This window comes from Lysinibacillus fusiformis (assembly GCF_016925635.1).
Taxonomy (GTDB): domain Bacteria; phylum Bacillota; class Bacilli; order Bacillales_A; family Planococcaceae; genus Lysinibacillus; species Lysinibacillus fusiformis_F.
Map to the genome: position 1 here is coordinate 4385402 of NZ_CP070490.1, position 25309 is coordinate 4410710.

The 25309-nt window shown below is 32.7% G+C and carries 23 protein-coding genes and 2 pseudogenes; 9 read left to right on the forward strand and 16 right to left on the reverse strand.

Annotated elements, in window-relative coordinates; all coding sequences use genetic code 11:
* Positions 1-44: 44 nt before the first annotated feature.
* A complete protein-coding gene (locus JTI58_RS21570) occupies positions 45-638 on the reverse strand; it encodes a class I SAM-dependent methyltransferase (protein WP_205443619.1) in 594 nt (197 codons plus the stop codon).
* A 322-nt stretch (positions 639-960) separates the two neighbouring features.
* Here JTI58_RS21570 and JTI58_RS21575 point away from each other — a divergent pair, with 322 nt between their 5' ends.
* The gene (locus JTI58_RS21575; protein ID WP_205443621.1) at positions 961-2289 is read left to right on the forward strand and encodes a c-type cytochrome; all 1329 of its coding nucleotides are present in this window, start codon (positions 961-963) and stop codon (positions 2287-2289) included.
* Positions 2286-3326, forward strand: coding sequence for a cytochrome ubiquinol oxidase subunit I (locus tag JTI58_RS21580; protein ID WP_205443622.1), 1041 nt, complete (start codon positions 2286-2288; stop codon positions 3324-3326). Before JTI58_RS21575 ends, JTI58_RS21580 begins: the two co-directional genes overlap by 4 nt.
* Positions 3327-3695: 369 nt before the next feature.
* Here the strand turns inward: JTI58_RS21580 and JTI58_RS21585 are convergent, their stop codons facing one another.
* The 6 genes from JTI58_RS21585 to JTI58_RS21610 form a co-directional block, all read right to left on the reverse strand.
* On the reverse strand, positions 3696-4628 hold the full coding sequence (locus JTI58_RS21585) for a metal ABC transporter substrate-binding protein (RefSeq protein ID WP_205443624.1): 933 nt from the start codon (positions 4626-4628) through the stop codon (positions 3696-3698).
* Between the two features lie 27 nt (positions 4629-4655).
* Positions 4656-5456 (reverse strand): metal ABC transporter permease, encoded by an 801-nt coding sequence (locus JTI58_RS21590; protein ID WP_205443625.1) that lies wholly within the window; start codon positions 5454-5456, stop codon positions 4656-4658.
* Between the two features lie 5 nt (positions 5457-5461).
* The gene (locus JTI58_RS21595) at positions 5462-6172 is read right to left on the reverse strand and encodes a metal ABC transporter ATP-binding protein (protein ID WP_205443627.1); all 711 of its coding nucleotides are present in this window, start codon (positions 6170-6172) and stop codon (positions 5462-5464) included.
* 1328 nt (positions 6173-7500) lie between these two features.
* Positions 7501-8154, reverse strand: a complete 654-nt coding sequence (locus JTI58_RS21600; protein WP_347709100.1) for a DUF2268 domain-containing putative Zn-dependent protease — start codon at positions 8152-8154, stop codon at positions 7501-7503.
* A gap of 547 nt (positions 8155-8701) precedes the next feature.
* Complete coding sequence (locus JTI58_RS21605) at positions 8702-9415, reverse strand: MraY family glycosyltransferase (protein WP_205443628.1); 714 nt, start codon at positions 9413-9415, stop codon at positions 8702-8704.
* A 679-nt stretch (positions 9416-10094) separates the two neighbouring features.
* Positions 10095-10862 carry a GNAT family N-acetyltransferase gene (locus JTI58_RS21610; RefSeq protein WP_205443630.1) on the reverse strand — a complete coding sequence of 256 codons (768 nt, stop codon included), beginning with the start codon at positions 10860-10862 and terminating at the stop codon, positions 10095-10097.
* Positions 10863-11521: 659 nt separating this feature from the next.
* Here JTI58_RS21610 and JTI58_RS21615 point away from each other — a divergent pair.
* Positions 11522-12214, forward strand: a complete 693-nt coding sequence (locus JTI58_RS21615; RefSeq protein WP_205443631.1) for a hypothetical protein — start codon at positions 11522-11524, stop codon at positions 12212-12214.
* Between the two features lie 606 nt (positions 12215-12820).
* A complete protein-coding gene (locus JTI58_RS21620) occupies positions 12821-13330 on the forward strand; it encodes a DinB family protein (RefSeq protein WP_205443633.1) in 510 nt (169 codons plus the stop codon).
* A 262-nt stretch (positions 13331-13592) separates the two neighbouring features.
* Here the strand turns inward: JTI58_RS21620 and JTI58_RS21625 are convergent, their stop codons facing one another.
* Positions 13593-14048 carry a GNAT family N-acetyltransferase gene (locus JTI58_RS21625; protein ID WP_205443634.1) on the reverse strand — a complete coding sequence of 152 codons (456 nt, stop codon included), beginning with the start codon at positions 14046-14048 and terminating at the stop codon, positions 13593-13595.
* A 445-nt stretch (positions 14049-14493) separates the two neighbouring features.
* Here JTI58_RS21625 and JTI58_RS21630 point away from each other — a divergent pair, with 445 nt between their 5' ends.
* Positions 14494-14922 (forward strand): HEAT repeat domain-containing protein, encoded by a 429-nt coding sequence (locus tag JTI58_RS21630; RefSeq protein ID WP_205443636.1) that lies wholly within the window; start codon positions 14494-14496, stop codon positions 14920-14922.
* Positions 14923-15491: 569 nt separating this feature from the next.
* Here the strand turns inward: JTI58_RS21630 and JTI58_RS21635 are convergent.
* Entirely contained in the window at positions 15492-16508 is a 1017-nt protein-coding gene (locus tag JTI58_RS21635) for an LCP family protein (protein WP_205443637.1), read from the reverse strand.
* On the reverse strand, positions 16501-17025 hold the full coding sequence (locus JTI58_RS21640) for a sigma-70 family RNA polymerase sigma factor (RefSeq protein ID WP_205443638.1): 525 nt from the start codon (positions 17023-17025) through the stop codon (positions 16501-16503). Before JTI58_RS21640 ends, JTI58_RS21635 begins: the two co-directional genes overlap by 8 nt.
* A 670-nt stretch (positions 17026-17695) precedes the next feature.
* Between JTI58_RS21640 and JTI58_RS21645 the strand changes: the two are divergent.
* A pseudogene (locus JTI58_RS21645) lies at positions 17696-18324 on the forward strand (LysE family translocator).
* 411 nt (positions 18325-18735) lie between these two features.
* Positions 18736-19011: a YqhV family protein gene (locus tag JTI58_RS21650; RefSeq protein WP_009371666.1), complete on the forward strand. Its 276-nt coding sequence runs from the start codon at positions 18736-18738 to the stop codon at positions 19009-19011.
* A 470-nt stretch (positions 19012-19481) separates the two neighbouring features.
* On the opposite strand, the gene JTI58_RS21655 is transcribed toward JTI58_RS21650, so the two are convergent.
* The gene (locus JTI58_RS21655; RefSeq protein WP_205443640.1) at positions 19482-19742 is read right to left on the reverse strand and encodes a hypothetical protein; all 261 of its coding nucleotides are present in this window, start codon (positions 19740-19742) and stop codon (positions 19482-19484) included.
* A gap of 413 nt (positions 19743-20155) precedes the next feature.
* A complete protein-coding gene (locus JTI58_RS21660) occupies positions 20156-21409 on the reverse strand; it encodes a DUF445 domain-containing protein (protein ID WP_243456194.1) in 1254 nt (417 codons plus the stop codon).
* Between the two features lie 96 nt (positions 21410-21505).
* Here JTI58_RS21660 and JTI58_RS25100 point away from each other — a divergent pair, with 96 nt between their 5' ends.
* On the forward strand, positions 21506-21640 hold the full coding sequence (locus JTI58_RS25100) for a hypothetical protein (RefSeq protein WP_279381288.1): 135 nt from the start codon (positions 21506-21508) through the stop codon (positions 21638-21640).
* 145 nt (positions 21641-21785) lie between these two features.
* Here JTI58_RS25100 and JTI58_RS25265 read toward each other — a convergent pair.
* The 3 genes and pseudogenes from JTI58_RS25265 to JTI58_RS21670 form a co-directional block, all read right to left on the reverse strand.
* Positions 21786-21893, reverse strand: a pseudogene (locus JTI58_RS25265) (dihydrofolate reductase); the annotation flags it as partial.
* A gap of 22 nt (positions 21894-21915) precedes the next feature.
* Complete coding sequence (locus JTI58_RS21665; protein ID WP_205443641.1) at positions 21916-22575, reverse strand: zf-HC2 domain-containing protein; 660 nt, start codon at positions 22573-22575, stop codon at positions 21916-21918.
* Entirely contained in the window at positions 22562-23050 is a 489-nt protein-coding gene (locus JTI58_RS21670) for an RNA polymerase sigma factor (protein WP_205443643.1), read from the reverse strand. Before JTI58_RS21670 ends, JTI58_RS21665 begins: the two co-directional genes overlap by 14 nt.
* Before the next feature lie 426 nt (positions 23051-23476).
* On the opposite strand from JTI58_RS21670, the gene JTI58_RS21675 reads away from it, so the two are divergent.
* Positions 23477-24259: a hypothetical protein gene (locus tag JTI58_RS21675; RefSeq protein ID WP_243456196.1), complete on the forward strand. Its 783-nt coding sequence runs from the start codon at positions 23477-23479 to the stop codon at positions 24257-24259.
* 198 nt (positions 24260-24457) lie between these two features.
* Here the strand turns inward: JTI58_RS21675 and JTI58_RS21680 are convergent, their stop codons facing one another.
* Positions 24458-25033, reverse strand: coding sequence for a hypothetical protein (locus tag JTI58_RS21680; protein WP_205443644.1), 576 nt, complete (start codon positions 25031-25033; stop codon positions 24458-24460).
* Between the last annotated feature and the right edge of the window lie 276 nt (positions 25034-25309).

A 25309-nucleotide genomic window follows, 5' to 3' on the forward strand; every position in this document is an offset into this window, starting at 1 on the left:
ACTCTCTTGGATGAAAATGGACTTTGAATATTAAAATTAAACTCTTATTTTTCTACAATGACTTGTATGACACGGCGAGTATTTTTTTGAAGTGAAGCTTCATGTTGCGCTACCTCCCCAGTGAAGTAATGTTTTAGCTTATAGCGCCTAGCCCACCTTAATATATCCTCAGCATTATATAAATAAGCCATATCGTTTGGTCCTCCTGTATTGTATAAAAGCTGTGCATACTCATACACCTCAAACATAAAAACACCATTGAATTTTATAGAATTCATTATTTTATCTAATACCATTAATTGGAATTTATGTTTGAAATGACCAAAAACCATTATTGCACCATCATAATTTTCTTGAGGTAACTCATACTCTATTAATTCCACTCTCTTTGTTACGATTGATACGCCATTCATTCTTGCTAATAACTGTACTTTAGCTAGACCATATAAAGTCGAATCATAAACCGTTACTTGGTGTCCAAGTTTGGCTAGAAAAACCGCATTCGCTCCCTCATTTTCTGCATAAGCCGCAATCTTAGCTTGTTTAGGTAAATACTGGACCGATGAGGTGATAAATCGATTTGCTTCAGTTCCATATACATATAATGGTGGACTAGTTTGGTCACTCCGAACACTCATTTCCTTAACCCCCTATTTGTAAAAAGCTTCATCTCTTGACTATATTGTTCCTTTTAATACGACTATTATAAAAAAAATTTGAGAAATTCAAATGAACTTTAAGCAACAAAAAATAGAATTTCATTAGTATAACTTATAGGCTGCTATAAAAAACAGGGCTAATAAAGAAAGCAATGTGTAAAGAAATTCTTGTTACTTAAACTATTTTGACAAAATAATGAAATATAGTTCTTTTCAATTTCACATATTACTCATTCGATTTTCAAAACTATTTAGTATGATTGCATTGCATTTGATTAAAAAATGAAAGGAAGAGGGTATTATGAATTTTCCATCCGTGGATTATACATGGTTTGGTAATGGCACTGTGATTGCTCTTATTGCAATAATTCATGTGATAATTAGCCATGGCGTCGCGATAGGTACATCTGTTTTAGTTGTATCGACTGAATATCGAGCGATGAAAAAGAAGAATGATAAATTAGATCAAGTAGCAAAAACAATGTTGAAGTGGGTTTTAATCATTACTACAACTATTGGAGCAATGACCGGAGTAGGCATTTGGTTTTCAACCACAGTCATACAACCAGATTCAATTTCTTCTTTATTGCGTATTTTTTTCTGGGCATGGGTGGTTGAATGGGGAGCGTTTATCTCAGAAGTAATTATACTTATTTTTTACTATTATACTTGGGATAAATGGAAAGAAGGCGAACGTAAACGTAAACATATCATGCTGGGCGTAGCACTAAGTGTTGCTTCATGGGTAACAATGGTGATCATTACGGGTGTCTTAGCTGCAAAATTAACACCAGGGCGTTGGATTGAAACATTCTCATTTTGGAATGCATTCCTCAATCCAACCTACTTCCCTTCACTTGGATTCCGCATGTTTTTAGCAATTATGCTAGCAATATCCTTAGTATCATTTTTTATCCGTTGGCGTATTAAAGATAAAGCTTTACGTACAGAAGTTTTTCGTGTATTTGCTTTCTGGGGTGCTATCTCTTTACCTATGACTTTTATCACAGGGTTATGGTATTTATGGGCCATCCCAAATGAAGCTTATAATATGATTGTCTGGTCTACAGGGATGTCCGAGGTCATCTTCAAAAGTTTAAATATCTTAGGATTTAGTATACTTATTATTTTCTTAGTATGGCTTGTAAAAAGTCCAAAAACAGTCCCGTGGATTCTATCAATAGCAGTGATGTTCTCATCCATCGGTTTTATTGGGGAATTTGAAGTAGTAAGGGAAACTGTAAGAAAACCCTATATTATCTATAACTATATGTATGCGAATGGGATGTTAGCAAAAAATGAAGAAAAACTTCAAAAAGAAGGTTATTTGGCCAATGCGACGTGGGCAAAAGAAAAAGTAGTAAACGAAAATAATATGGTTGAAGCGGGTAGAGATGTATTCGTTGGTCAATGTATTACCTGTCATACAATAGATGGATGGAGAGATACAAGAGCCTTGTCTAGTAGAATGGAAGGTTGGGATAAGGAAGCCATTATGTCCTTTGTTCCGAATATGCATTTTGCACAAGTAGCAATGCCTCCATTTATGGGGACTGAAAAAGAAATTGAAGCTTTAGCTACTTATATTTTAACAGTACTTGAAGAGGAAGAAGAGGTGTCTATAAAATGAACTATTTAAGTTTTGCTTTAATTTCTTCAGATAATCCTTTACCAATACCTGCACCTATTGGATTACTTGAAATTCTTATCGTTGTAACATTCATTTTCCATATTATTTTTGTGAATTTTACAATCTCATTGACTGCAGGAGCTGTTGGATTAGAAATTACGAGTATGATCAAAAAAAATAGTTTATTTGATAAAATGGCGCAAATTTGTTCATTTCATGCTTCAATACATAAGAGTATTGCAGTCGTTCTAGGAGTTGGCCCATTACTGATTGTGAGTGTCTTGTATACACAATATTTTTATTCTTCAACTATACTAATAGGAAAGGCTTGGATGAGTTTATTAATCCAACTAATTACTGCATTTCTTCTGTTATACATTTACAAGTTTACTTGGGATAAATATCAAACCAAAAAATTACTTCATATTAGTATTGGTTTCTTGGCAATGTTGATTTTATTCTTTGTGCCTCTTATTTTTATTGTCAATGTAACTTCTATGTTATATCCTGATCGTTGGGGAGAAGCAAATGGTTTTTTTGAAAGCTTAGTTTACTATCCTCAAATCTGGCAACGTTACCTACATTTCATGCTAGCAAGTTTAGCAACAGGTGGATTTTATATGTTTGTCTATTTTACTTATCAGAAGCGAAAGCAGAATAGGTTAGAAGAACATGAACAATCATTAAAACTTCTTGGTGCAAAGATAGGCTTTTGGATTACAATTGTACAGTTGGTAGCTGGTTTCTTATTATTATTTTCATTTGATACGAATATTCGTATGCTTTATTTAGGCGAGGATTTATTGTTAACTTCTTTACTCATCATTTCTATTGTATTAACTGTTATACTTTGTATGTTACTATATGCAGCAGGCTATAAAGATTCTACTAGTTCTTTTCTAGCCTCTATAATTGTGTTCATTTGTGTAGTAGGTATAATGGGATGGATGCGACATGAATTAAGAGAAGCCTATTTATCCCCATATCTTGACGAACATCCACGAACAGAAGAAAGAATTGAATCTACCTCAGAATAAAATTAATTGTACCAATCATTTTTCTATATAACGTAATCCGCAATCCCGTTTTTCTATTAGGTTAAACGGGATTGCTATGTTATTAAAACAATATATCAATTCATTTGATTGAAAAGGTTTATCTTAAACTACGAGATAAAACTTCTGCTCATAGATAAAATCTAATGTAAATTGTAATGCACTCAAAATAGATTCACTATATAAATAACTCTGATCAATTTATCTTTTTATCATATTTTCCCCCTATTATAGGTTTACTTCAATTGTTGCTCTACTGTTATATTAAAAACTAAAAAGCCACACCTGTTTAGATGTGACTAGTAATACCATACTCAAGTATTAAGGTTACTTACGTACTTACATTTCACTTTATTTTACAATTTCTAATTGCTTAGCATTATAGATTAAAATATCCTGAACTGAATTTAAAGTTCCGTCTGGATAACTTCTTAATTCAACCAGTTTTGTTTTATCTGAAGCAGTTGCAAGGCCTTTCCCTTGTGGCATATGTGCGTTATCAACAATAAGATCTGGTTTTAGAGCTATAAGATCCTTTAGTTGAGCAGCCGTTAATTCCTCTGGACCATACTCCCCAACAACATCAAAACCAAACCATTTAACTAATGGAGTCATGTAAACTTGAGAAATCACTTTGACTTTGGATACATCTTGTTTTTTGGCCAATTGTTCTAGTTCTTCTACCACCTTATTAAACTCTTCTTCCCACTTGGCCTCCTCAGCTTGTGTACCCCAAATGTTCGCTAATTTTCTGGCTTCATTAAGGTAACCGTCAGGTGTATTATCTACTTCAATAACCGCTGTTAAATCCGAAGAAATATTTGAAGATTCAATCAATTTTTTCATAAATGGTTCATAACCAAGATAAATAATATAACTGTCAGTGATTTTTGACAAATCACTTGGGCGATAGTCATATTCTGGAGGATGACGTAATTCTAACGGTGCTATGTAAGTCACATTCTTGGCACCAGCTGCTTTTGCTATCATTGCGGTTAAACTCGTAGAAGCCACTACACCTTTTACTTCTGAAAGGCTTACGGGTTTATTGCTTTGCTGATCACTTGTTTCATGACCATTGTGACTATGTTCATTAGATTGTGTACCGTGTTCCTCTTCGGAATGACTTGTACTATGTTCATTAGATTGTGTGCCATGATTCTCTTCAGAATGACCTGTACTATGGTCATTCAATGTATTTTCACTTTCCTTTGCATTTCCACATCCTGACAATGAAATAACAGTAAACAGAGAAAAATACATTATAGCTTTATTCCACTTCATCTCATAACCCCTTTTAATTCTTATTATTTAACGTCGGAACAGCAATGTGATTAGTAGTAAACTTACACCCACAATCGCAATTGTTGCCCCTATAGGAAAATCTAACATTATTGAAAGAAATAGACCTCCACAGGTTGTAAGCATGCCAAAAATAGAAGTCAAAAGTAACAATTGTTTGAAATCTCTTGAAATTCTTAGTGCTGATAGAGCAGGCAACAATATTATGGCGTCAATCATCAGTGCTCCAACAATTTTCATCACTATGCCAATAGCCAATCCAGTCATAAAGAGCAATATATTTTTTATTAACTCTGTTGGCATACCTAGCCATTCTGCCTGAACTTCATCGTAAAACAGTAGCTGAAGTTCTCGATAAAAGAAAAAATAGCACCCTACGACCATTAATGATAATACTGTTAGTAATATTAAATCCCACTTGGTCATGGTAAGTACGCTACCCGAAAACAACCCAAATACATCCATAGCTGGTATACCAGCACTATAAAATATTAGGAATGCTATAGCTATAGCACCGGTCATAAAAAAAGCGCCAATTAACCCTGTGTCCATCTTTAATTTTCGAGAAAAAGGCCCTAGTAATAGAGATCCCAACACAATACCACCCATAGCCCCTGTAATAGGGGTAGTACCAAACATTAAACCGATAGCTCCCCCGAGTAATGCCATATGCATAAGAGCAAATCGAATTGTAGTCAAATTCAACATCACTATTACAATACCCAGTAATGAAATAAAAGTTCCAGACAATATACATGCATATAATGCCTTTTGAAAAACCGGAAGTTCAAAATACTGCCATACATTCATCTTTTTTACCTCAACTCTTCATACATGCATCCATTTTGAAGACGAACTACTCGAGCACCAAATTGCTCTATTGCATCTTGTTCATGTGTTATTAGAATCACTGACATATTGTATAGGGTTCTTAATTCATTAACACATTGCTCTAACATAATACGAGACTCTTTGTCTAAATAAGTAGTAGGCTCATCAAGTAATAAAATTTTAGGTTCTCGTACTAAAGCACGTGCTATGTTAAGTCTCTGACGTTGTCCCCCTGAAAGCAACCGACAATCCTTGTCTTTCAGTTCAAATAAGCCAACTCTTTCAAGTAGCAAATTAGCCTTTTCTCTATCTTGTAATGAGGGGCGTCTACCAAAACCAAATGAGGTTCCCCATCTTCCTAGTAATACAGCTTCCTCCGCAGAAACGGGGAACTTTCCTGTAACAAGGGTTTGTGGAACATAACCAATCTGCGCACGCACCCAACGCTTATCAAATGATGAACTAATATTTCGACCAAGCATTAAACACTCGCCTTTTTGCCTTGGCAATAGTTGTAAAATCGCTCGTAGAAAAGTGGTTTTCCCTACCCCATTCTCACCAACTACTGCTACTGCTTCACCCATTCGCACATTAAAATCTAAATTACGAAGGATTGGTTTCTTAGTATATCCTCCTGTTAACCCTACTATTTTAATGGCATTTTCATCTTTCCAACAATTAGAATCCTTTCTCATTCCTCCTCAGTCTCCTTAGAATTATCCGTAATTGAAAAAAATTATCTTGTTTAAATGATAGTTACTTATTTCCTCCTTAAAATGGTTTAAAAGACAACTCTTTCCCAAAGTTAGGATATCATATATATGTGAAATAAAAATGAGGTTAGTATGTGATTAAAGTGAAATATATACATAAGGAAAAATAATAATTAAAGTTATATAACTATATCTTATTTGTGAAATAAAATGAGATATAGTTATATAAAATAGAATCAATTTTACTGTATATAAAAAGCTGTCAATTTGAAGATGATTGTTCAAATTGACAGCTTACTTTTATTTTTGAAATGGATTTTTCCCATGGAATAATAATTGTTGTATTGTTTATATATTATGATAAATAGAATGTGTAATATCACCTGTATAGACGTAATCTCACTCACTATAAGCTTTAATGATTAAGTCCAAGCAACTTTTCATAAAGTGGTTGTTCTAAATATTTGAGGTTGACCTTGATTTTATGTAAAAGTTCCATTCCCTCTAACCAATAGACCTTCATGAAAACTCTTTGGTAATACAGGCATTAAATCATGTAACGGCTTAGCAAAGTCTGTTTATTAATAAACGTTTACTTCAGAACTAACTTCATTCTTTTAGATAGATGGCATCTAAATTTTTCTTGTTTATGTATTACAAAGTAAGCTGAAAATAATGACAAGTAGAATAGTTATGAACTATTGTATGACTAAACCTCCATAGTTCCAATCTATAGTTCATAGCGATTCTCATCCAAAGAACCTAATCTGAATAGGATATTAAAGTTCTATTTATTCTTTCAATCTTTGTATGTATTCTATATTTCATTAGCTATATTGAATACCAAACGAACTTCATTTCCACTTTTGTCTTTTATAAGGTTTTGTAAGATCATAATCAATTCTTTTTTTCAAAATATTTATTATCGAAATTTAGAGTATCAAATTTAAAGATGCTACTTGGTGTTTCTTCCAAACCTTCTGTAATCTTTTCTAAGGTCTGTACTATCTCTATTACTTTGTAATTTCTTATTGAACTAACCTGCCTCGTTAGCTTAAGTACACTGTTTCACAAACTCACATCAAAATTAACTTAAAATCCTATTTTTAATTTAGAAGTGTTATTCAATTAAATGGACATTTCATGAAGAAAGACGCTTTCCTTATTTCAGAAAAGCTTCCGATTGTTGAAGATCGTTAATGAACAAAAGCACCTAGTTAGTTCAATAAGAAAAAAAGAGCTGCATACACAATCAATGATTTTTAACTAATCATTAACATATATTTACCCCTAATTCATTCATAGATTTGTTATTTATAGTTTTCAAGATAGTTTCCTTTTTCAAAAATTTCTTTTGCACTGAGGGCAGTCCATTCCTCTGAGGTTACATTTGGGTGCAAATCAAGATAGGATTTTACCATTTTATAGCCCTCACTGTAACCATAACGATTAGGAAGGCCATTACCTCCCAGTATAATTTCGTAAGCCCGATTAAGATCATGCTTTTCGAGATCTACTACAATTTTTGACCAATAATATTTGTTGTATGTTGAATAAATTGGAACATAATAAATATCAGGATAAACTAACTTTTCAAACATAAACGCCTTTCCTTCAAATATTAGGCTATCCAAAACGGTAAAAGATGGAGCATTACGTAAGTACTTCTCTGTCCAAACACTATGATGATATTCGTGAGCCATGCTAGACCTTAAAACATCTTTTTTATAATATTTGTTGTAAAGTACTATTATTTTTCCTGCCCCCACAGTAGTCATTAGTGTATTTGTATTTGTGGCAGGAAAAACACATACAGTTGTTTCATTTCCAGATGGAAGAAGATCAGAAGATTTTAAAAGGGCTTCCTTAATAATTTTTTCAGTTTCTTCCCTATCAATTTTTTCACTTAATAGTTGATTTTCTGTTAAAAGGTCGGGAGCTACATTTAGAATTTCATCTGCCATATTAGGATATTCACCATTCTCAAAACAAGCACTATATACGGGTTTAATTACCTCTTCATTATAAATTTCCAATTGTGATTGTTTTGGATTAATTTCAACTTTATCTGCATAGTTTTGATAAAGTTTATAGGCATTGACTATTTTAAATTTTTGACCTGTTTGTGGGTGTTCGAATGATAAAACGATACTTTCAATATCTTGCTTTGCTTTCGATTCTTCAGCTTGTGTGCAGGAAATAATTATTAGAAGAAATATGACAACTGTTTTTTTGATAATTTTTCAAATAAAATCCCCCTATGTAAAAAAACAGACTATTCGCCCAATTATTTTACCATATTTTAGTATTAATTCTCGTATTACTTTGAATTTCTTATTGAACTAATCTGCCTCGTTACCTTAAGTACACTGTTTCACAAACTCACATCAAGATTAATATAAAATCCTATTTTAAGTTTAGAAGTGTTATTCAATTAAATGGCCCTTTCATGAAAAGGGACACTCTCCTATTCAAGGAAAGCGCCCGATTGTTGAACAAGAAGTTTAGTTTCTAAATAAAGCGATATTTCCGTGAAAATTGCGTGATAACCAAAATACTTGTTAACCCAACAACGAGATACCATATTGTAATAAAAGGAACTATGTACATAAATACACCAAATAAAATAGCTGTTAAAAAGCTAACTGTAATTGATTGTACATTCGTAATTTTATCTTGAATTAAATAATATAAAGTGAATGGTAGAGCTAAAGTAAATAACGGAATATAAATTGTTACAATAGATGATTTAATGAGGGATATTGAAAGCACGGCTATTATGAAACCTATTGACGTAGTAAGCGTTCTTCCCATAAATGCTTTACCAGTAAAATAGCCGTATAGCAGAATAAACATAAGCGTTAAACTGGAACAAATCCCCGTTATTAAAACAAATGGATGACCTATGACGAGAGCTGCTATTGAGATAAAAACTAAAGAAACGAATGGCAATAGCAATATTGAAGGATTTTGCACTTTTTCTACATTCATTACATTTGTAAAACTTACAAGAAGTAATAAAGTAAATGGAACCGTCAAATATCCTAATTCAAAGTTATTACCTAGACTAATATGATTAACCTTGAGGTTTCCAACCATTATGATTACAAGTGACGCACTGATTTGACCAAGCATCGCCCAAGTGCTTGATAATTTAAAAGCTTGAGTAAGCTTATCCGTAATTACAATTGAAACGACACCAATAAATAAAGCTAAATATACCAAATTCTCCCCTCCCAAAGTAATTCTTTAGAAATACTCAAAGTTAAATATTCCAATTCTAAATTATACAGTATATGTAAAAATAAATAAATACTAACTAAACCGCCCTGTTAGCTTAATTATATTGTTTTACAAACTCACATCAAGATTAACATAAAATCCTATTTTTAATTTAGGAGTGTTATTTAATTAAATGGCCCTTTCATGAAGAAAGACGCTTTCCTTATCACAGAAAAGCGCCCGATTGTGGAAGATCACTATTCAATTAAAGGCACTGTAATTGAAGTATAGTAACGATAAAAATTCAGTTTTAAAGCGTCGAATATACAGGTTAACACATCGTTTCAACAGCAATTCCTGGGTTTTGCCCTCTTTTCAAATTTTCATTTGGTAACGTTATTAGGTTTATTTATGTATACGTTATAAATCCTTGTTTAACTATTATCTCTACACTATGTTTCTAAAATTAGGACGAGGTTAAAAAAGAAGAAGTGGCTGGGACAAAAAGAAAAAATGCTAGACCAAGATATAATTTGGTCTAACATTTTTTGATTTAGGAAGGCATTTTTAACTTCTTGAAGTGAAAAAGCTAATATCCAATTTTATTGTTTTTCAATATAATCGAGTTCTGTCCCAACCTCTTTCTTAAACCGAAGGACTCTTTTGCTTAATAAGAAATGCCTTATTCAAATACAACCATTTCTCCGACATCTATAAACCCAAAGCGCTTATAGATATTTTTTCCATCATCAGATGCTTGTAAGACAACGGGTTTTTGTTTATCTTTTGTTTGAGTAAGAAGGTATTGAAACATTTCACTGCCATATCCTTTACCTCTAAATGTTTCTTTTGTCATTACATCATAAATACCATAACTTTCTTTGCTATCTATTAGTAAACCAGTAGATACAGTTATTTCACCGACGCGTCCAATAAACATTTGAATTTCTGAACCTAAATTTACTTCAGAAAACTTATTAAAATAATTTTCTAGCGCATCTTTTTCTGGTGTACCTTCAAATAGGCTTATAAAGACCTCTTTATATTCCTTAAGTTCTTCAAAATTCCCCACACGAGTAATCATAAGCTGATGGGAATTTCTTTGACCGGCATTAAGAGTATTTTCAAGTTTCATCATTACATTACGTTCTGCTTCTTTTAGATTGTATTCTTGCATCAAGTCTTGCCAACCAGCGTTCAAATACCGAGAGTCAATCCACGTACTAAAAGGATATTTTTTTAGAGACATATTTTCTATGCTACTTCTAATATTAAATGCATTTTTTATATGTGAAGCTTTCGGCAAAAGTATATTGAATGTATCCGTGGGTATTTCTGTATTCGCCAAAACGAAATCTTCTTCTTTGATAAGTTTTCCATTAACTGCACGAGTAAATATTCTTAATTTTTCTTCCAGGTTGTTTATAACTAATTGTTGATTTGCAATCATTTCTTTGCTCCTTCCAATTACTACAGCGCGCGCTTTTTTTATTATAGGGGCAATTCAATAATAATAATACATTGTTCACAATTTTTATATCCTCCCATAATTTTCAGAAAACTTAAAGCATACTTGTTTATGTACTCCATAATCTTGCTAATTGTTAAAAAACAACTCACATTGTTGATTATTTTAATTCTTCTTATTCCACTGAAACCCATTAGTTTAAGTACATTTGTTCAAAATATCTTTAGTATACAGCCTAATCGGTTATTCAAGAATATGGCCCTTTAACGGAAAAAGGCCCTTCCCTTATTCAAGGAAAGCGCCCGATTGTTGAATAACAGAGAAGTTTCAAAAAGCCGATATAGTTAAAGAAGCAATTATTAAACATTTAAAACAAGTATTGCAAATGCAAGGATTTTGGTCTCTTTCAAAACTTGCATTTGGGAATGTTACTAGTTTATTTATGTATACGTTATAAATCCTTGTTACACTAAAGCGCCCCTATCTACAGTATATCAAGAAATTCGAGGTTTACTTTTATCTCAAAATTAGGGATTTGTGGAAATTTTTATTAATATTTTTTCAAAGGTAAGAAGTATATTTACATTTTATGTATAATTGGTAATTTGTAACAAAATAAAGAAATAAAAAGGAGGTTTTTTATGTCGAAGGTGAAAAAATTCTTTTTACCAGTATTAATGATTTTTGCTACCTTTTTCTATAGTTTACCTCAAACTACAGTTTCCGCGCTAACTAACGACGCTCCGGGTATTGTTCAAGTTATCGGCTCTGCGGCTGAGGAAAAGATTGATGCAACGTTTCGTTTAGTCGAAGAAGGTAAAGGGACTGTAGCTCCTACGTCTGCTCTTAGATTGGAAGGTTCAATTGTGTACACTGTCGGTGGTGGAGTTACAGCTGTTTCAATTCCTTTGCATGGGGATTATAGCCTTTCTAGTAACATCACGGTGTTCTTCGATGAGGATGATAACGTATTACAGACAAATGAAATGTTTCTTACCAAGAATGTACTAGGAAACTTCCAGGTTTCGACGTATTTGAATGGAACGCTTGTTAAATCTCAGGATATTGGGATTGCTTATATGACGGATGAGGAATTGCTTGCAGAAGAGCCCTCTATGATTCAACCGAGGAGTGTAGGCGATGTGGCAACTTGTCTTGTAGTAGCCATGGATATTGGTGGTACGCTGGCTTATGCCATTGCGGTTGCGTGTGGCGGTTCGTGTGCAGCACCAACACCAGTAACTGCAGTGATATGTGCTGCATGTATTGGTGCATATGCAGTTCTTGGTGCTGGTACTATTGCTGGAGCAGTATCTTGTTTTAATTATCTATGAGGTGATTCAATGAACAAGGTTTTGGCGTTTTTGATCTTGGGAATGGGTTTTACTGGATCCGTTTTAATAATCTCAGTCGTGCTATTGTTCAAATCTCGAACCGGAATAGTGTTGCAGATTGCTGTCGCCTCATCATTTGTTTTAGCGGTGTTCACTGTCTGGGCTCTAGTAATACGAAAGCGCTTTGAGAACGAATTAAAGTGAAAAACGTTGTGTTAAAAAGGGGGATTTGCCCTCGGTTTTCGACAAAAGGCATCGAGTTTTACTTTTCTCGGTGCCTTTGTCTTTTTTTCTTTGATTATTCTGGCTCGGCATAAAGAACATTGCCTTCTCTTTCAAATTCCCTTACATAATACTTCGATTAATTTTAATATAAACCTTCCCAAAGCGTCATTAGATAACATTTCATAAAAGTCTTTTATTCCACAATATGGCCCTATTAATGAAAAAGGCACATTTCCTTTTCAAGAATTGCGCCCGATTATTTCATATGTCTTCGAAATAGCGGTAATGAAAATAAATAAATTTTATATAAAGGAAATATCCTCTTGAAAGTAGAATATTACCCTACAACTATAATCAACTATTCCGATGAGGAGGATTCATGTGCGTCCACGACCATTATTTATTGAAAATCCAGAGCATGATAGGTATGTTAGTCTTGTGCCAGATGGAAATATTGAAGAAATACTTATTAAGCAACGAGCTAAGACCCTTACCATCTTAGGCAGCGTATCAGAGGAGTTAGCAAGTAAGACGTACGCACCAGGGAAATGGACTTTAAAAGAAGTGATTGGGCATATGACCGACTCGGAACGTGTGATGTCATATCGAATGCTTGCCATTGCACGAAATGAAATTGTACCACTCCCAGCAATGGATCAGGATCAATACGTTTCTGCGGCAAACTTCAACAAATTATCATGGGAACAGTTACTAGCTGGTTTAGACACCGTACGCTCCAACACGTTAAGCCTGATTTCAACTATTGATGAAGCTGCTTGGGTTCGTAATGGGACTGTAATGAACAGCCCAGTTTCAGTAGGTACCATTGTATATGGCATTGTCGGACACGAGTTACGCCATATGAAAGTGATTAGCGATAAATACTTATAAATCTCTTTCTATTAATGAAAAAACCTAATTTTTCATTTAATACTGAGAAATTAGGATTTTTAATAGTGAACCTTACTTAGCGTTATAAATCCGCATTTTCCTGACGTTATCCCTATTTATAAATTATCATTTCTTATTCAATTATATGTCCCTATAATGATCGAGCGCTGATCCTTATTACAGAACCGCGCCCAATTGTTGAGTAGTCTATTTACTAAATTTGAAAGGGAGAACCCAAAACAGGCTCTCCCTTATTTTTATTTTACTTGTTTATATATTTGATAACAGCCATTTCCTTTCCAAATCGGTCACCATTATCAATAAATCCTAAACTGGCATATAAGTGATGTGCTTCCTGATTTTCCGGATGATAACCAACAACAATTCTTTCTGCATCTGGCAACTTACTCATCTCTGAAATCATTAGCTTTGTCGCAGCTTTCCCTATACCTTTACCTTGAAAATTCTCATCAATCATTATCCTAAATACCCAATATCCATCAAGTTCCTCTTTTTCAGTGTTAAACATAAGGAAACCCACTACTTTATCTTTATAGTAAATTGCAAAAGGTTTTAATGAAGGTTCAAACTTTGATTGGGCAATTGATCTGGCGTTTGACTCCAAATACTCCGTTTGTTTCGCGGATAATTTCAATTCACAGCATTCATACCAGTTCTCTTCGTTCAATTCTACGATTTTCACATTACTTGTAAGCATATATTTTCCCCTTTCAAATTTCGGGGAAACGCTAAGTAAACTTTGTTAGTTAGGCGTTATCCCCTTTAAATTCTTCAGTAAAAAAGTTTTTTTGTTTGTCATAATGAACGCCTCCCTTAATAAAATAATGTCTAAAAAACAGTATTATGGAAATATTTAGACATTTTAATTATACCATATTCTTTTCCACAATATGGCCCTTTCATGAAGAAGGACGCTTTCCTTATTCCAGAAAAGCGCCCGATTAGGAGTTAGTTTAAGAAGAAAGGCAAAACTAATAAAGAATAGTACATAATTATGATACGTTTCACCTTAGTGTAGTTAGTTGCCATTATATATATATCCTTACCATCGATTCTTCGCTATTTTCACCAAAACAACGTATAATAAGAGAAACAGAAGAAGAATTCATTTTTCCTCTAGTTAAAAAAAGAGGTGCAATTACTTGAAACAATTTGAAACAGCATTACCTGAGCAGTATGAAACATTAAAAAAACAGGCCAATTATACGTCTAGCTGGCGAGAACGTTTAGACGCAGTCGAAAAGTTATCAGCTTATCAACATGACAAAATCATAGATTTATTAAAAAATCGTATGCAGCATGATACTGTCAACAAGGTGCAATTAGCAGCCTATGAAGCACTTGTGGCGCTTGGCGAGGACGTAGAGAAGCCATCACCTGCACGTTTTGATATTATCAAAGGAACAGACAAAATTTTCCTACGTGTTAAAAAGAGCTTGCCAAAGGACCATACAGTGGCAGACTTTGCGGATAAACTAAAACGTATGCGTTTAGATGTTTTTGATGCGTATGAAGGCGACAAAGGTGAGCAATTTATGAACTGGTTAGAGGAACGTTGGGCAAAACTATAATCAGCAGTTTTGCGATTTATGAAGGAAAGTTATTCTCTCCGTTTGTGGAGGGAATGACTTTTTCTTATCTTACGCTACGGTTCATCGAAACGAATATTAAATTGTCTTACTTCTTTTCTTTGATCATCTATCTTTATTGTTTAATGATAAAACAAACACCTTATAAAACTAACTTTAGTTTAAGTGAAAATCTTCACAATTTCTTTGCTCCATAACGATTTTGTTTAAATGTGTTACTCAAGTAAATGGCTCTATAATGAGATCGAGCGCATCTAGCTGCTGTAGGAGTTGTTCTAATTGCTCATTTTTCTCACGTAATAATAGAATTTTTTCTGGATAACGACCGTCTGCTATATCAATATCTATTGATCTTGCTTGCTGCTTATATTTTCTTAAATAATCAAAACACTTATTGACAACAATCCCTCATATACCTTGCATAAAAATTTGTATAGATAATGTTCATACATAAAGCCACAAAACACTGATTTAACAGCGCTCATGGCTTTTTCAAGTGTTTCCAAAATTTGATTTGGGAACGTTATTTTGTATGTGTTTGTATAATATACTTAGTTAAAGGTCGTTAAATTATTTAATATAGTATTTAAAAAATCTTTTTCAAATTTATAATAAAATTTACCCTCAGTCTCACTTAATGTTATTGAATCCGTTTGCATTCCGTTGCTTAAAGAAACCAATTTTATTGACTGAATTTCTAGCTGATTTTCTAACAATGAATCAAGTGATGTATTCGTTTCCATTTGAGTAAACATTTCTTTTAATTGTACTGGTGGCATTTCAGCTTCCATTTTATTAATTATAGCTTGCAATAGATTTACGAGATTTTCTTCATTTAGATTTACACCTTCTGTGGCTGCCATCAATAATGCGATAACTTCTTCACCGCTAAAACTCTGTAATCCTTTTTCAAATTCAAATGCTACTTGTGTGATTGCTCTCACTCGAATATCTTCTGGCAAATCGTATTCTAATCCATTTACAGAATCAATGAGCGTTGAAATAGTTTCCACATCAATTACTGAATAATAATCAATTGGTAATGCTAATAATTTTGAAACAGTCGTTTTTACATTATAAGCGCCCCCATATTTATATGCAAACAATAATTTATCGTACAAAGTTGTCCCATCATTATTAGTCGATACTGGTGCATATGTCTCAGCAGGGAATGATACAACTTTCATCATCTTTTTATCTTTATTATAAGTAAGTAATAGATTTAGATAAATTCTATTATCCATCTCCTTTGATTTCACCGTAATTAATGTAGTTGAAACCCTCTCTTCTTCAACCACTTGGTTACTTGCAGTACGTATGTTAGATTCTTTAGTCAGATTTCCAGGGAGTAATGATGGCAAAAATAAAAATAAACATAGACCTATTATTAATATAGAAACTGTTACTGGTGCGAATTTTTGTAGGAAAATAGGTGACTTTTTTTGCATATGAGAATCCCTGTCTATTTTCTTGATTTGTTCTAATACTTTTTGACGATCTTCTTTCGTAAATTGTAGTTCTTGATTCAACTTATTAGAAAAGTGAGTTTTTGAACGTTTCTCATTCATTAACTTCTGCCTCCTTTATCATCGACTCTAATCGTTGTTTTGCTCTTCTTAATCGAGTTTTCACTGTATTTACCGAAACATCTAAAACATTGGCAATTTCATCAGTCGTCAATGAATCGTAGTAGTATAGATAAACCACTTCCCGATATACTTTTGGAAGAGAAAAAATCGTATCTTTAATTTCTTCATTATTGTATTTATCAAGTACTGTTTTTTCTGTTGAAGGTAATATTGACTTCGCCGTTTCATTAATAAAACTTTTTACGTGTACCATTTTGTAATTCCAACTTTTCAAATAGTCCTTACATTCGTTAATGGTAATACGATAAAGCCATGTTTTAATTTGTGCGTCAAATCGAAATGAATCAAGGCTTTTGTAACATTTGATAAACGTATTTTGAACCATGTCCTTCGCAATCTCTGCATCTTTCACATATGAAAACGCCAATCGTACCAACTCATTACCATAATCAATCATCAATTTTTCTAGTATGAAATCATTTTCTTCTCTATCCAATCTACTTCCCTCCTTCTCAACCTGCTCCCAAATTCTTCTATTAGACGATTATCAATTCAAGAAAGGTTCAATTTTAAAAAATAACTCCGAAATATCCGTTACCGACTTGTAACAATTGCGAGTGTAAGTGCTGAGAATAGGTGGGCGTTGGATTTGTTAATTATTTGATCAATCTTTCCATAAATTCTATTGATTGCTCCTTTTATAAATCATCAATGTCTGAATTATAGACGCGATTTCTTTCAAGGTGAATGACTCTTGTCTAACCATTTATTCTTCTCTCTTACTATTTCATAAGAATAGAGTAGCATTGTAATAATGTTGGATTTAATTAAGGATATCAGAGCAAATCTAAAGAGCATGTTTTGAAAAAGATTGTTCAAAACATGCTCTTATTTAATGTGGCAGATTAAATTCTTTATAAAAAAGTCTGATTATTATTAAAAAACCCTTGTTGCGCTATAGCACTTGTTAATTAAAATATGATTCTTCACAAATTCTTCGTTATTCGTAAGAAGTAACAGATTACCTTTTTTATAAATTAATTCAAAGTGTTCAGTAAAACACTAACCAAGTATATTTTTTGCTATTCCATCAAAAGAGGCTTTCATTTTTCTTTCAATTACTTTAATATCGATAAGGGCACCCCAAAAAAGATAGAGGTGCTAATATGTACGGTATTATTAATTATGAAATGTTTTTATTAACAGGGATATTATTAAATCTAATCCCAGGTGCTGATACCATGTATATTGTTGGTAGAAGTATTTCACAAGGTAAAAGAGCTGGTGTTTATTCTGTATTCGGTATTATTACTGGCTCCTTGGTTCATACGTTATTTGTTGCTTTTGGCTTATCGCTTATTCTAGCAAAATCGATTGTATTATTTAATACCATAAAGATTATTGGTGTTATTTATCTCGTTTATCTAGGAATTAAAATGATACTTGATAAATCAAACATAGGTTTTGAAGCGTCATCAAGTAAATTAACTTAAGAAAAATTTATATACAAGGTCTTTTAACAAGTCTAACGAATCCCAAAGTCTCGTTATTTTTTATTGCTTTTATTCCGCAGTTTATAGATATAAAAGCATCAGGTCCTGCTCCTTTTTTAATTTTAGGGCTTACATTTACAGCAACTGGACTCCTATGGTGTTTATTTGTTGCTTATTTCTCCTCGTACGTTACTAAAAAACTAAGAGGAAACCAAAAATTAGGTATGATTCTGAATAAAATAACAGGAATGATATTTATTTGTATGGGGTTAAAGCTACTTCAAACAAAAGCTCCACATTAAACTTGTAAAATAAAGCAATGCTCCCCCTAATGAACAGTCCTTTCAAATTTGAAGGGACTGTTTCTTAATTAATATCCGCTCGTTTACTGCCGACTTTATTTCTGACATTCATTCAATATAGTGATGAAATTTATAGTTTCCCTTTAGCATATATGTTTAAGTATCATTGAACGTACTATCTTTCCCATACTATTTCCTTTTAAAAACAGAAAATGGATATATAAAACTGATTCTATTAATCAATTCTTTGAACTTTTAACTAGAAAATCACTTATTAATATAAAGCATTATCTAACAAGAATATTAGATACGGATCATACATATATTGATTTTAGTATTTCATTAAAACAGAACTATTATTATCCTAATGATGGAATTATAATATAAGCAAAAATTTTCTTTAAAGATAGGATGATGACAATTATTGAAAAATCGGTTCTTGCTATGGTTATATTACGTGTATTGTCTGGAAGTATTGAAGTAAGTGCTGGATTGTTGATGCTAAAGTTGAATAATTTAGAAAAAGCATTCTATATTAATACAATGCTTGCATTGGTTGGTCCAACAGTTTTAATCGTAACGACAGCAATTGCCTTATTTGGACTAGCTGATAAAATTCCTGTGACGAGAATCATTTGCTTATTTACCGGTATCACACTTATTATTATTAGCTCACATATTAAGTAATATGGACATCTCATTTATTAGCCATCATTTTCCGTCATTTTTGAACAGTATTTTATTGTAGCGTGTCATAACGCTGCATTTTTTTTATGTATAAGTACCTCTACATGCACAAATTTATATTGAGTGTATTGCACGCACTAATTCGGTTGTGGCATTGGTTGATCGTTACATCCTCTCTCATTCAGTGTCATTAACTCAATAACCCTTTTAGCTTTACATAACTCTTCTAGCCCTTCTATTCTTGCTGCATCTGCTGACTTAGATTAGATTTTTGTCTAGACAATTGTTGCACTGAATATTTGATTCGTCTTAAGAAGAATCTAGATTAAACGATAAATTATGGGAAGCATCCGATGACTAGATTAGAAAATTGTGACCAAAGTATTTATATTATGTAACCCAAAATAATTTTAGGCTTGAATATGTCCGTTCCCTTGTATAAGGATCATCAGCATAATTGGATGGTCTTTTTATTCTTTGTTAGCCTTTTTCAACGTTCTTAATTGAAAATAAAGTAAAACAAAAATGACAAATATGTTTATTATTATTAGGGAAATATTATTTCTAAATAGCAAAATTGGTACTGATGCTATATTTAAAATTGGTTCTATATTGGGTACATCAATACCCATCATACCTAATATTACAGCACCTAAAATAATACCAGCACAGCATATTACTAATATAAATAACCATCTTACTATTTGTAATAGTATAATAAACGCTCTCATATAAACCTCTTTCTAACTACTGATGAAAACAATTTTAAGTTACTTTCCAAACTATTAATACAAGTAAAAAAAGCCAATTAAATTCTTTAACTACACAGCCCCGTTAGTTTAAAAAAGTGAAATTTTCCCACCACATTATGTATTCGCTAAAGGAATATTAACCTTTTGTTTTTAAAAAGTGATTTTATGTTTGGAAGTGGTAAAATTCTTAAATTCAATATAGGCGAAGTTATTGAAATTGTAGTAATAGCACATACTGAAAAATAAATAAAACGGCAGTGCTTCTGCCGCTTTATACTTAGAGTAAACCTAATAATGCACGATCTGGAACTAATTCAAAACTCTGCTTTACCATCATTTGTGTACGGTTCACCTTTTCTGAATCTAAATGAGACCCTTACTCATTAATCCTATTAAATCGATTTCAAGATCGTTAAGAGAATTCCTATCGTAAACCCGCATATAGCTCCATTCACTCGTATCCATTGTAGATCCTTACCAACGCTATTTTCCATCATATTGATAAGCGTTTCGTTATCCAATTTTTCTAGATTTTCTTTGACAAGAACTCCTATTTTTGAATGGTTCATATCAAGGTAGTATAGAATTTGCTTTTGAATCCAATTTTCAATACTTTCCATTTTTTCAGGTGTTTTTACTATGTTATTTACATAGTTTTGAATAAATGAAATCACATGCTTGTCAATAAATTCGTCATCTTCGGCTAGAAGCATCAACTTTTTCTGTAGTTGTTTTAAAATCTCAGTAATTTGATCTACTGGGCTCCAATTGTTTACGAATGTTTTCTTCCAATTATTTATCTCAGCCATCAATTCTTCCTTATCTTGCATGCCTACTACCTCTTCTCGAATTCGAGAAAGAATCAAATGCCTATATAGGTCATCTTCTCTTTGTAAAAGAATGATTCTTTTAAGCAAATAGGGTTGAAGCATATTCCCTAGCTTTTCCTCCGTTATTAGATTACGAAAAGAACTAATTGCCATCTTTAAAAAGCCATCTGCTTCGGTATTATCAAGTAATTGTTTGGCCATTATTCCTATTTTTCGCTTTGTCTCTTCTTTTGACATCCACTTTTCCATTTCAGTCAAGATATAGTTCAAAGCTTTTTCATCTAATTTTTTATTGAGTGCTTGCGTAATTATAGTTTCAAGAATTTTTTCTACTTTTAAAGTATGAAGATACTCCTTTAACTCCTTTTCAATAAACGGAGCCATTTTTTCTATATTTACAAAACTGATGAACTCATTAAGAATCAAACTAATTCTTCTCTTCAAAGTTACTGATGACAATTCATTCTCAGCAATTTGTATTAGTTTATCTGTAAAATTAATTTGATTTATTTTCTCTTTAATGCTTTCTTTAGTCAGCCAATCTTTTTCAAGCATCGTGATAAGAGCTGTAATCATTCGATCTCGGTTTTTTGGCAGCAATGCGGTATGAGGGATGGGAATACCCAGTGGATGGCGAAAAAGAGCTGTTACAGCAAACCAATCTGCCAATCCTCCAACAAGTCCTGCCTCAAATCCACCTTGCAATAATCGTCCCATAAAGGTTTCTTGAAAAGGAATCGTTATGAGAAAGCCTGCACCCATAACGCCTAAAGATATTTTCGCTAAATAATTTGATTTATTTCCTTTTTTTATCACTGTAATCAACCTCTTAAATTTTATTATACATATTCCTTATCGGACTAACTTGCTTCGTTAGTAAAATACAACATAGTCTGTATTGAATGCATCAAAATGGAACATCCATCAATCCGAATTTTAGATGCCAAATTCGTGTTTAATCAAGTAGAACCGATTTATTCCATCTCATCCATTATAACAGCAACATCAATTTACTCTTGGTCGTCTGCTGGTGTTAAGTCATCTTGACCATAAGAAAGCTAACCAATCCTTTAAGCCCACTATCTGATTATAATATACCACGGTTTTAATATTCCCAAATAAGCCGACTTTCTCCATCATTTGAAAAAGAAAAAGATAGGATCTCTATGGAATCCTATCTTGAAGTAAAGCACTATTTTCTTTCATAAACATGAAAATAGTAGTTATAAGGGTTTTTGTCATTCATTATCCCTTTTTCAACAGAAACTTCTTTCCAATTATCGAAATGAACTTCTGGGAAAACTAAATTCTCATAATTTGTTTTATTTTTCCCAAATCAATACAGCACGTTCTAAAATTGAATCCCAAGAATCCTTTCCAGCAACGATTTTTTCTACATCATAGTCCACATAATACACAGCATCAATTTTTTCACTTTCATCAAACTTCCAGATATAATCCTGTTCATTGAGATTCTTCTCGTTATTTGTTAGGCTTCTTGAAGGAGAATCAGCAATTGTTTCTGTATAAAAGATAAAACTCACATTCTTTTTCTCACCGTCAATTTCAAATGGACTAGGATGGGTCCCGTGAAAAGTAGCATAACTTTTACCGTAATAATGAGAAACCAATTGATTATCATTTTGCATTTCAATTTTAAATAGTTCTTTCGAATAAGGAATAACCCTTTCATAATAAAAAATAAGTAAATACGCTCCTAATAAAATGATAGCTGTAGCAAAAATGGAGGCAAATGAAATGATAACTTTTTTCTTACGCCATTTTTTATTAATCTTTTGAATAATAGGGGCTTTATTTTCTGCTGGAATATACAGGTTACGTTTCATTGTTTCATATTCCTTTTGGCATTTTTCACAATGCTGTAAATGCTGGTCTACCATTTCTTTTGTATCTTGACTAACTACTCCATCAATATAAAGAGGTAAAATATCTTGAATAATTGTGCATTTAATCTCTTTCATAATTCTTCTCCTCCATATACTCAGTAATTTGTTTCCTTGCTCTGTAATAGGTCACCCTTGCCCAGCCTGCACTTTTTCCAAAAAGAAGCCCTATTTTCTCAAACGGTAATTCTCCAAAAGTCCGTAGTGAAAAGACCTCCTTATATGGCTCTTTCATCGAGTGTAGAAACTGGTGAACTGCGAAGGCATCTTCTTCATTCATCAAATGATTTACAATTTGCACTCCTGATTCTTCTACTACATCCAAATCTATTTGTCGTTTATTTTTTTTGTAGTGAGAGAAATATGTATTTTTTGCAATTGTAAAAAGCCACGCTCTAATATCTTTAGAACCATCGAATTTTTCAATTGCCCTTAACGCCTTAAAAAATGCTTCTTGCGTAATTTCCTCGGCTATCCCCTCATCGTGACTTAATGATTTGATAAACAAATAAATTTCTTTAAAATATGCTTGATAGATTTCCTCAAAGTCCACCTCTTTTCACCCCTTTCACTTATATAACTCCTAGAATTTAATTTCGTTACAAAAATATTGGAATATTTTACACGATGAGCATTATATTTTTTGATTTTGCAATTGCCTTTGAATTTATCAATGCTTTTTAAAGCCTTAAACTGCTATCTTTTCAAACGAGCGAACATCCCGGAAGTATTGATTGTATATACGCTCAAACTCAGTCGCATTTCTACCTCCTTTCCTAATTAAGACTAAGTAAAGTGAGTTTCGTTACAAAAATTATGAAAATTGGCAGACATATAAAAGGTCTGCCTTTAGGTCGTTTCGTCCTAATTGAAGTAAACTGCACCGTAAGTTCTATAATTTAAGCACTTGTTACTTGAATAACTTATCTCACGCATAACTCCCTAGTAAAAGCAGAAAATATGGTGAGGTGATGACTATATGTTCAAAACAAAGATTGGCTATATGATTTGTTTTTCGATTATTTTAAGCTTACTTGATTACAGTAAGTCCATAAGTGCAAAATCTTTGGAGTTACCCTTTTATCAGTCGCACAGCGATAAAGGTGAACATAAACAAACTCAGGAATTGGAACAACGTTTAGATAGCCTCGAACCACCTGAACCTACCACTATTCTTGATTCACCATTTCCATTTGAAAAAGAAACAGAAATGAGTTTTCCTACCGATATCATCCCCATTTCAGAAGTGTTAAAAGAAGGAGTAAAAATTCCTTTCAAAGTAATAAAAAGCGAACCAAGCTATATTAGACCGATATATGAAGAACACTGGCATAGCACATATTGGGGTGGGAGATGGAGCTATATTCCTTCTCGAATACATTATTCTCTTCACCGTATATTCCCTTTTTATGCCATTGGAATTTCAGCTGAATTAAATTTCCAACAGAATGTGGGTATTACTTTTTCTACTACTGCAAATGAAACAGATTTAGACCTCTATATAGTTGTGTTTCAAACTACTATCACAGATGTTTATACAAAAGGAAATCAAGTTGTTGTGGTTGGAACACCTAAACGAACAGGAGTAGAGGTAATTTCCATTAAGACTGCAGATATACATCCAAGTAATAAAGAGAAACTTTTATTAGTTCAGTTAGCAACGAATGGCGCTGAACTTGATTATTCTTTCATTCGTTATCAACCACCCGATTTTTGGTTAAAACAAGATCAAAAATTAAATGAACGTGAAAAATCTCAATAAGTGTGAATTTTTCTACAACTAACCTGCTCCAAATGCATGATATAGGAGTAGGTAATTACTTTACTCCACAATATAGCCTTGAATGCAAATAGACGCATTCCTTATTAAAGAAATACGCCCGATTGCTGAATATAAATTTACTAATGGCCACGTTAATTGAATAAGATTTCAACAACTTTTTTGCTATTTTACCTAAACTTATCCTTCTTTATCGTAAGTGTTCCTTGTAAGATTGAGTTTTGGCATATAAGTACCTCCACCTGCTACCATTTCTTTCGTTTCAACATCATAAATTGCATATCTACCCCTAAATTCTTTTTCTGTGTCTTTAAAGGAATAAAAGAAATAAACTTGCCTCTCAGGGCTAATAACCTGATAGTCGTTAATATCTATACCAGGATAAGTACGAAGAATATTGCCATCAAAGGTTATATAATTGAATCCTTCTACTTCCTTAAACAATAATTTTTTTCTAATACTTACAGATGCATCAGGCATTTCTTTAAAAAGAACAGTTTCTAAATGTCTTTGCTGTTCCTTTGGCTTCTGCTTATATCTTTGATAAAGCTCCTGATGTACAGAATACTTTAGATCTCTAAGTGCCTGGTAAAATCCCTCTACAGTTTCATCAAATATTTTTTCCTTATTAGCTGGATATAAATATGCCATTTTATCTAAAGATGTAGTTTGTGAATAAGCAGGATTTCCAAATAACATGGACAGACTAAACGAAAATATAAACGTAGACAAGCTAATTAAGCACAGATTTTTCATTGTAGGTTACTCCTTTTAAATAGTAAGGTACCCTTAATGTTCTTTCACCATCCTGCTTAGTAAATATTAAAATGCATCTGCTCTGAAGATGAAAATTTCATTTTTCATACCCCTTTACAGCTAATCATTCCACATGCTGTAAGAGAAAACTAAACTAATGACTATTTGTTGTTCTTCCTCTATTCCCCTTATTCTTAAAAAGGGTATAGTTGCATATTCGGTCATTCAATGTAAGTCAGTAGACTCAACAAAATATGCGACTCGTTCGCTAGGAAA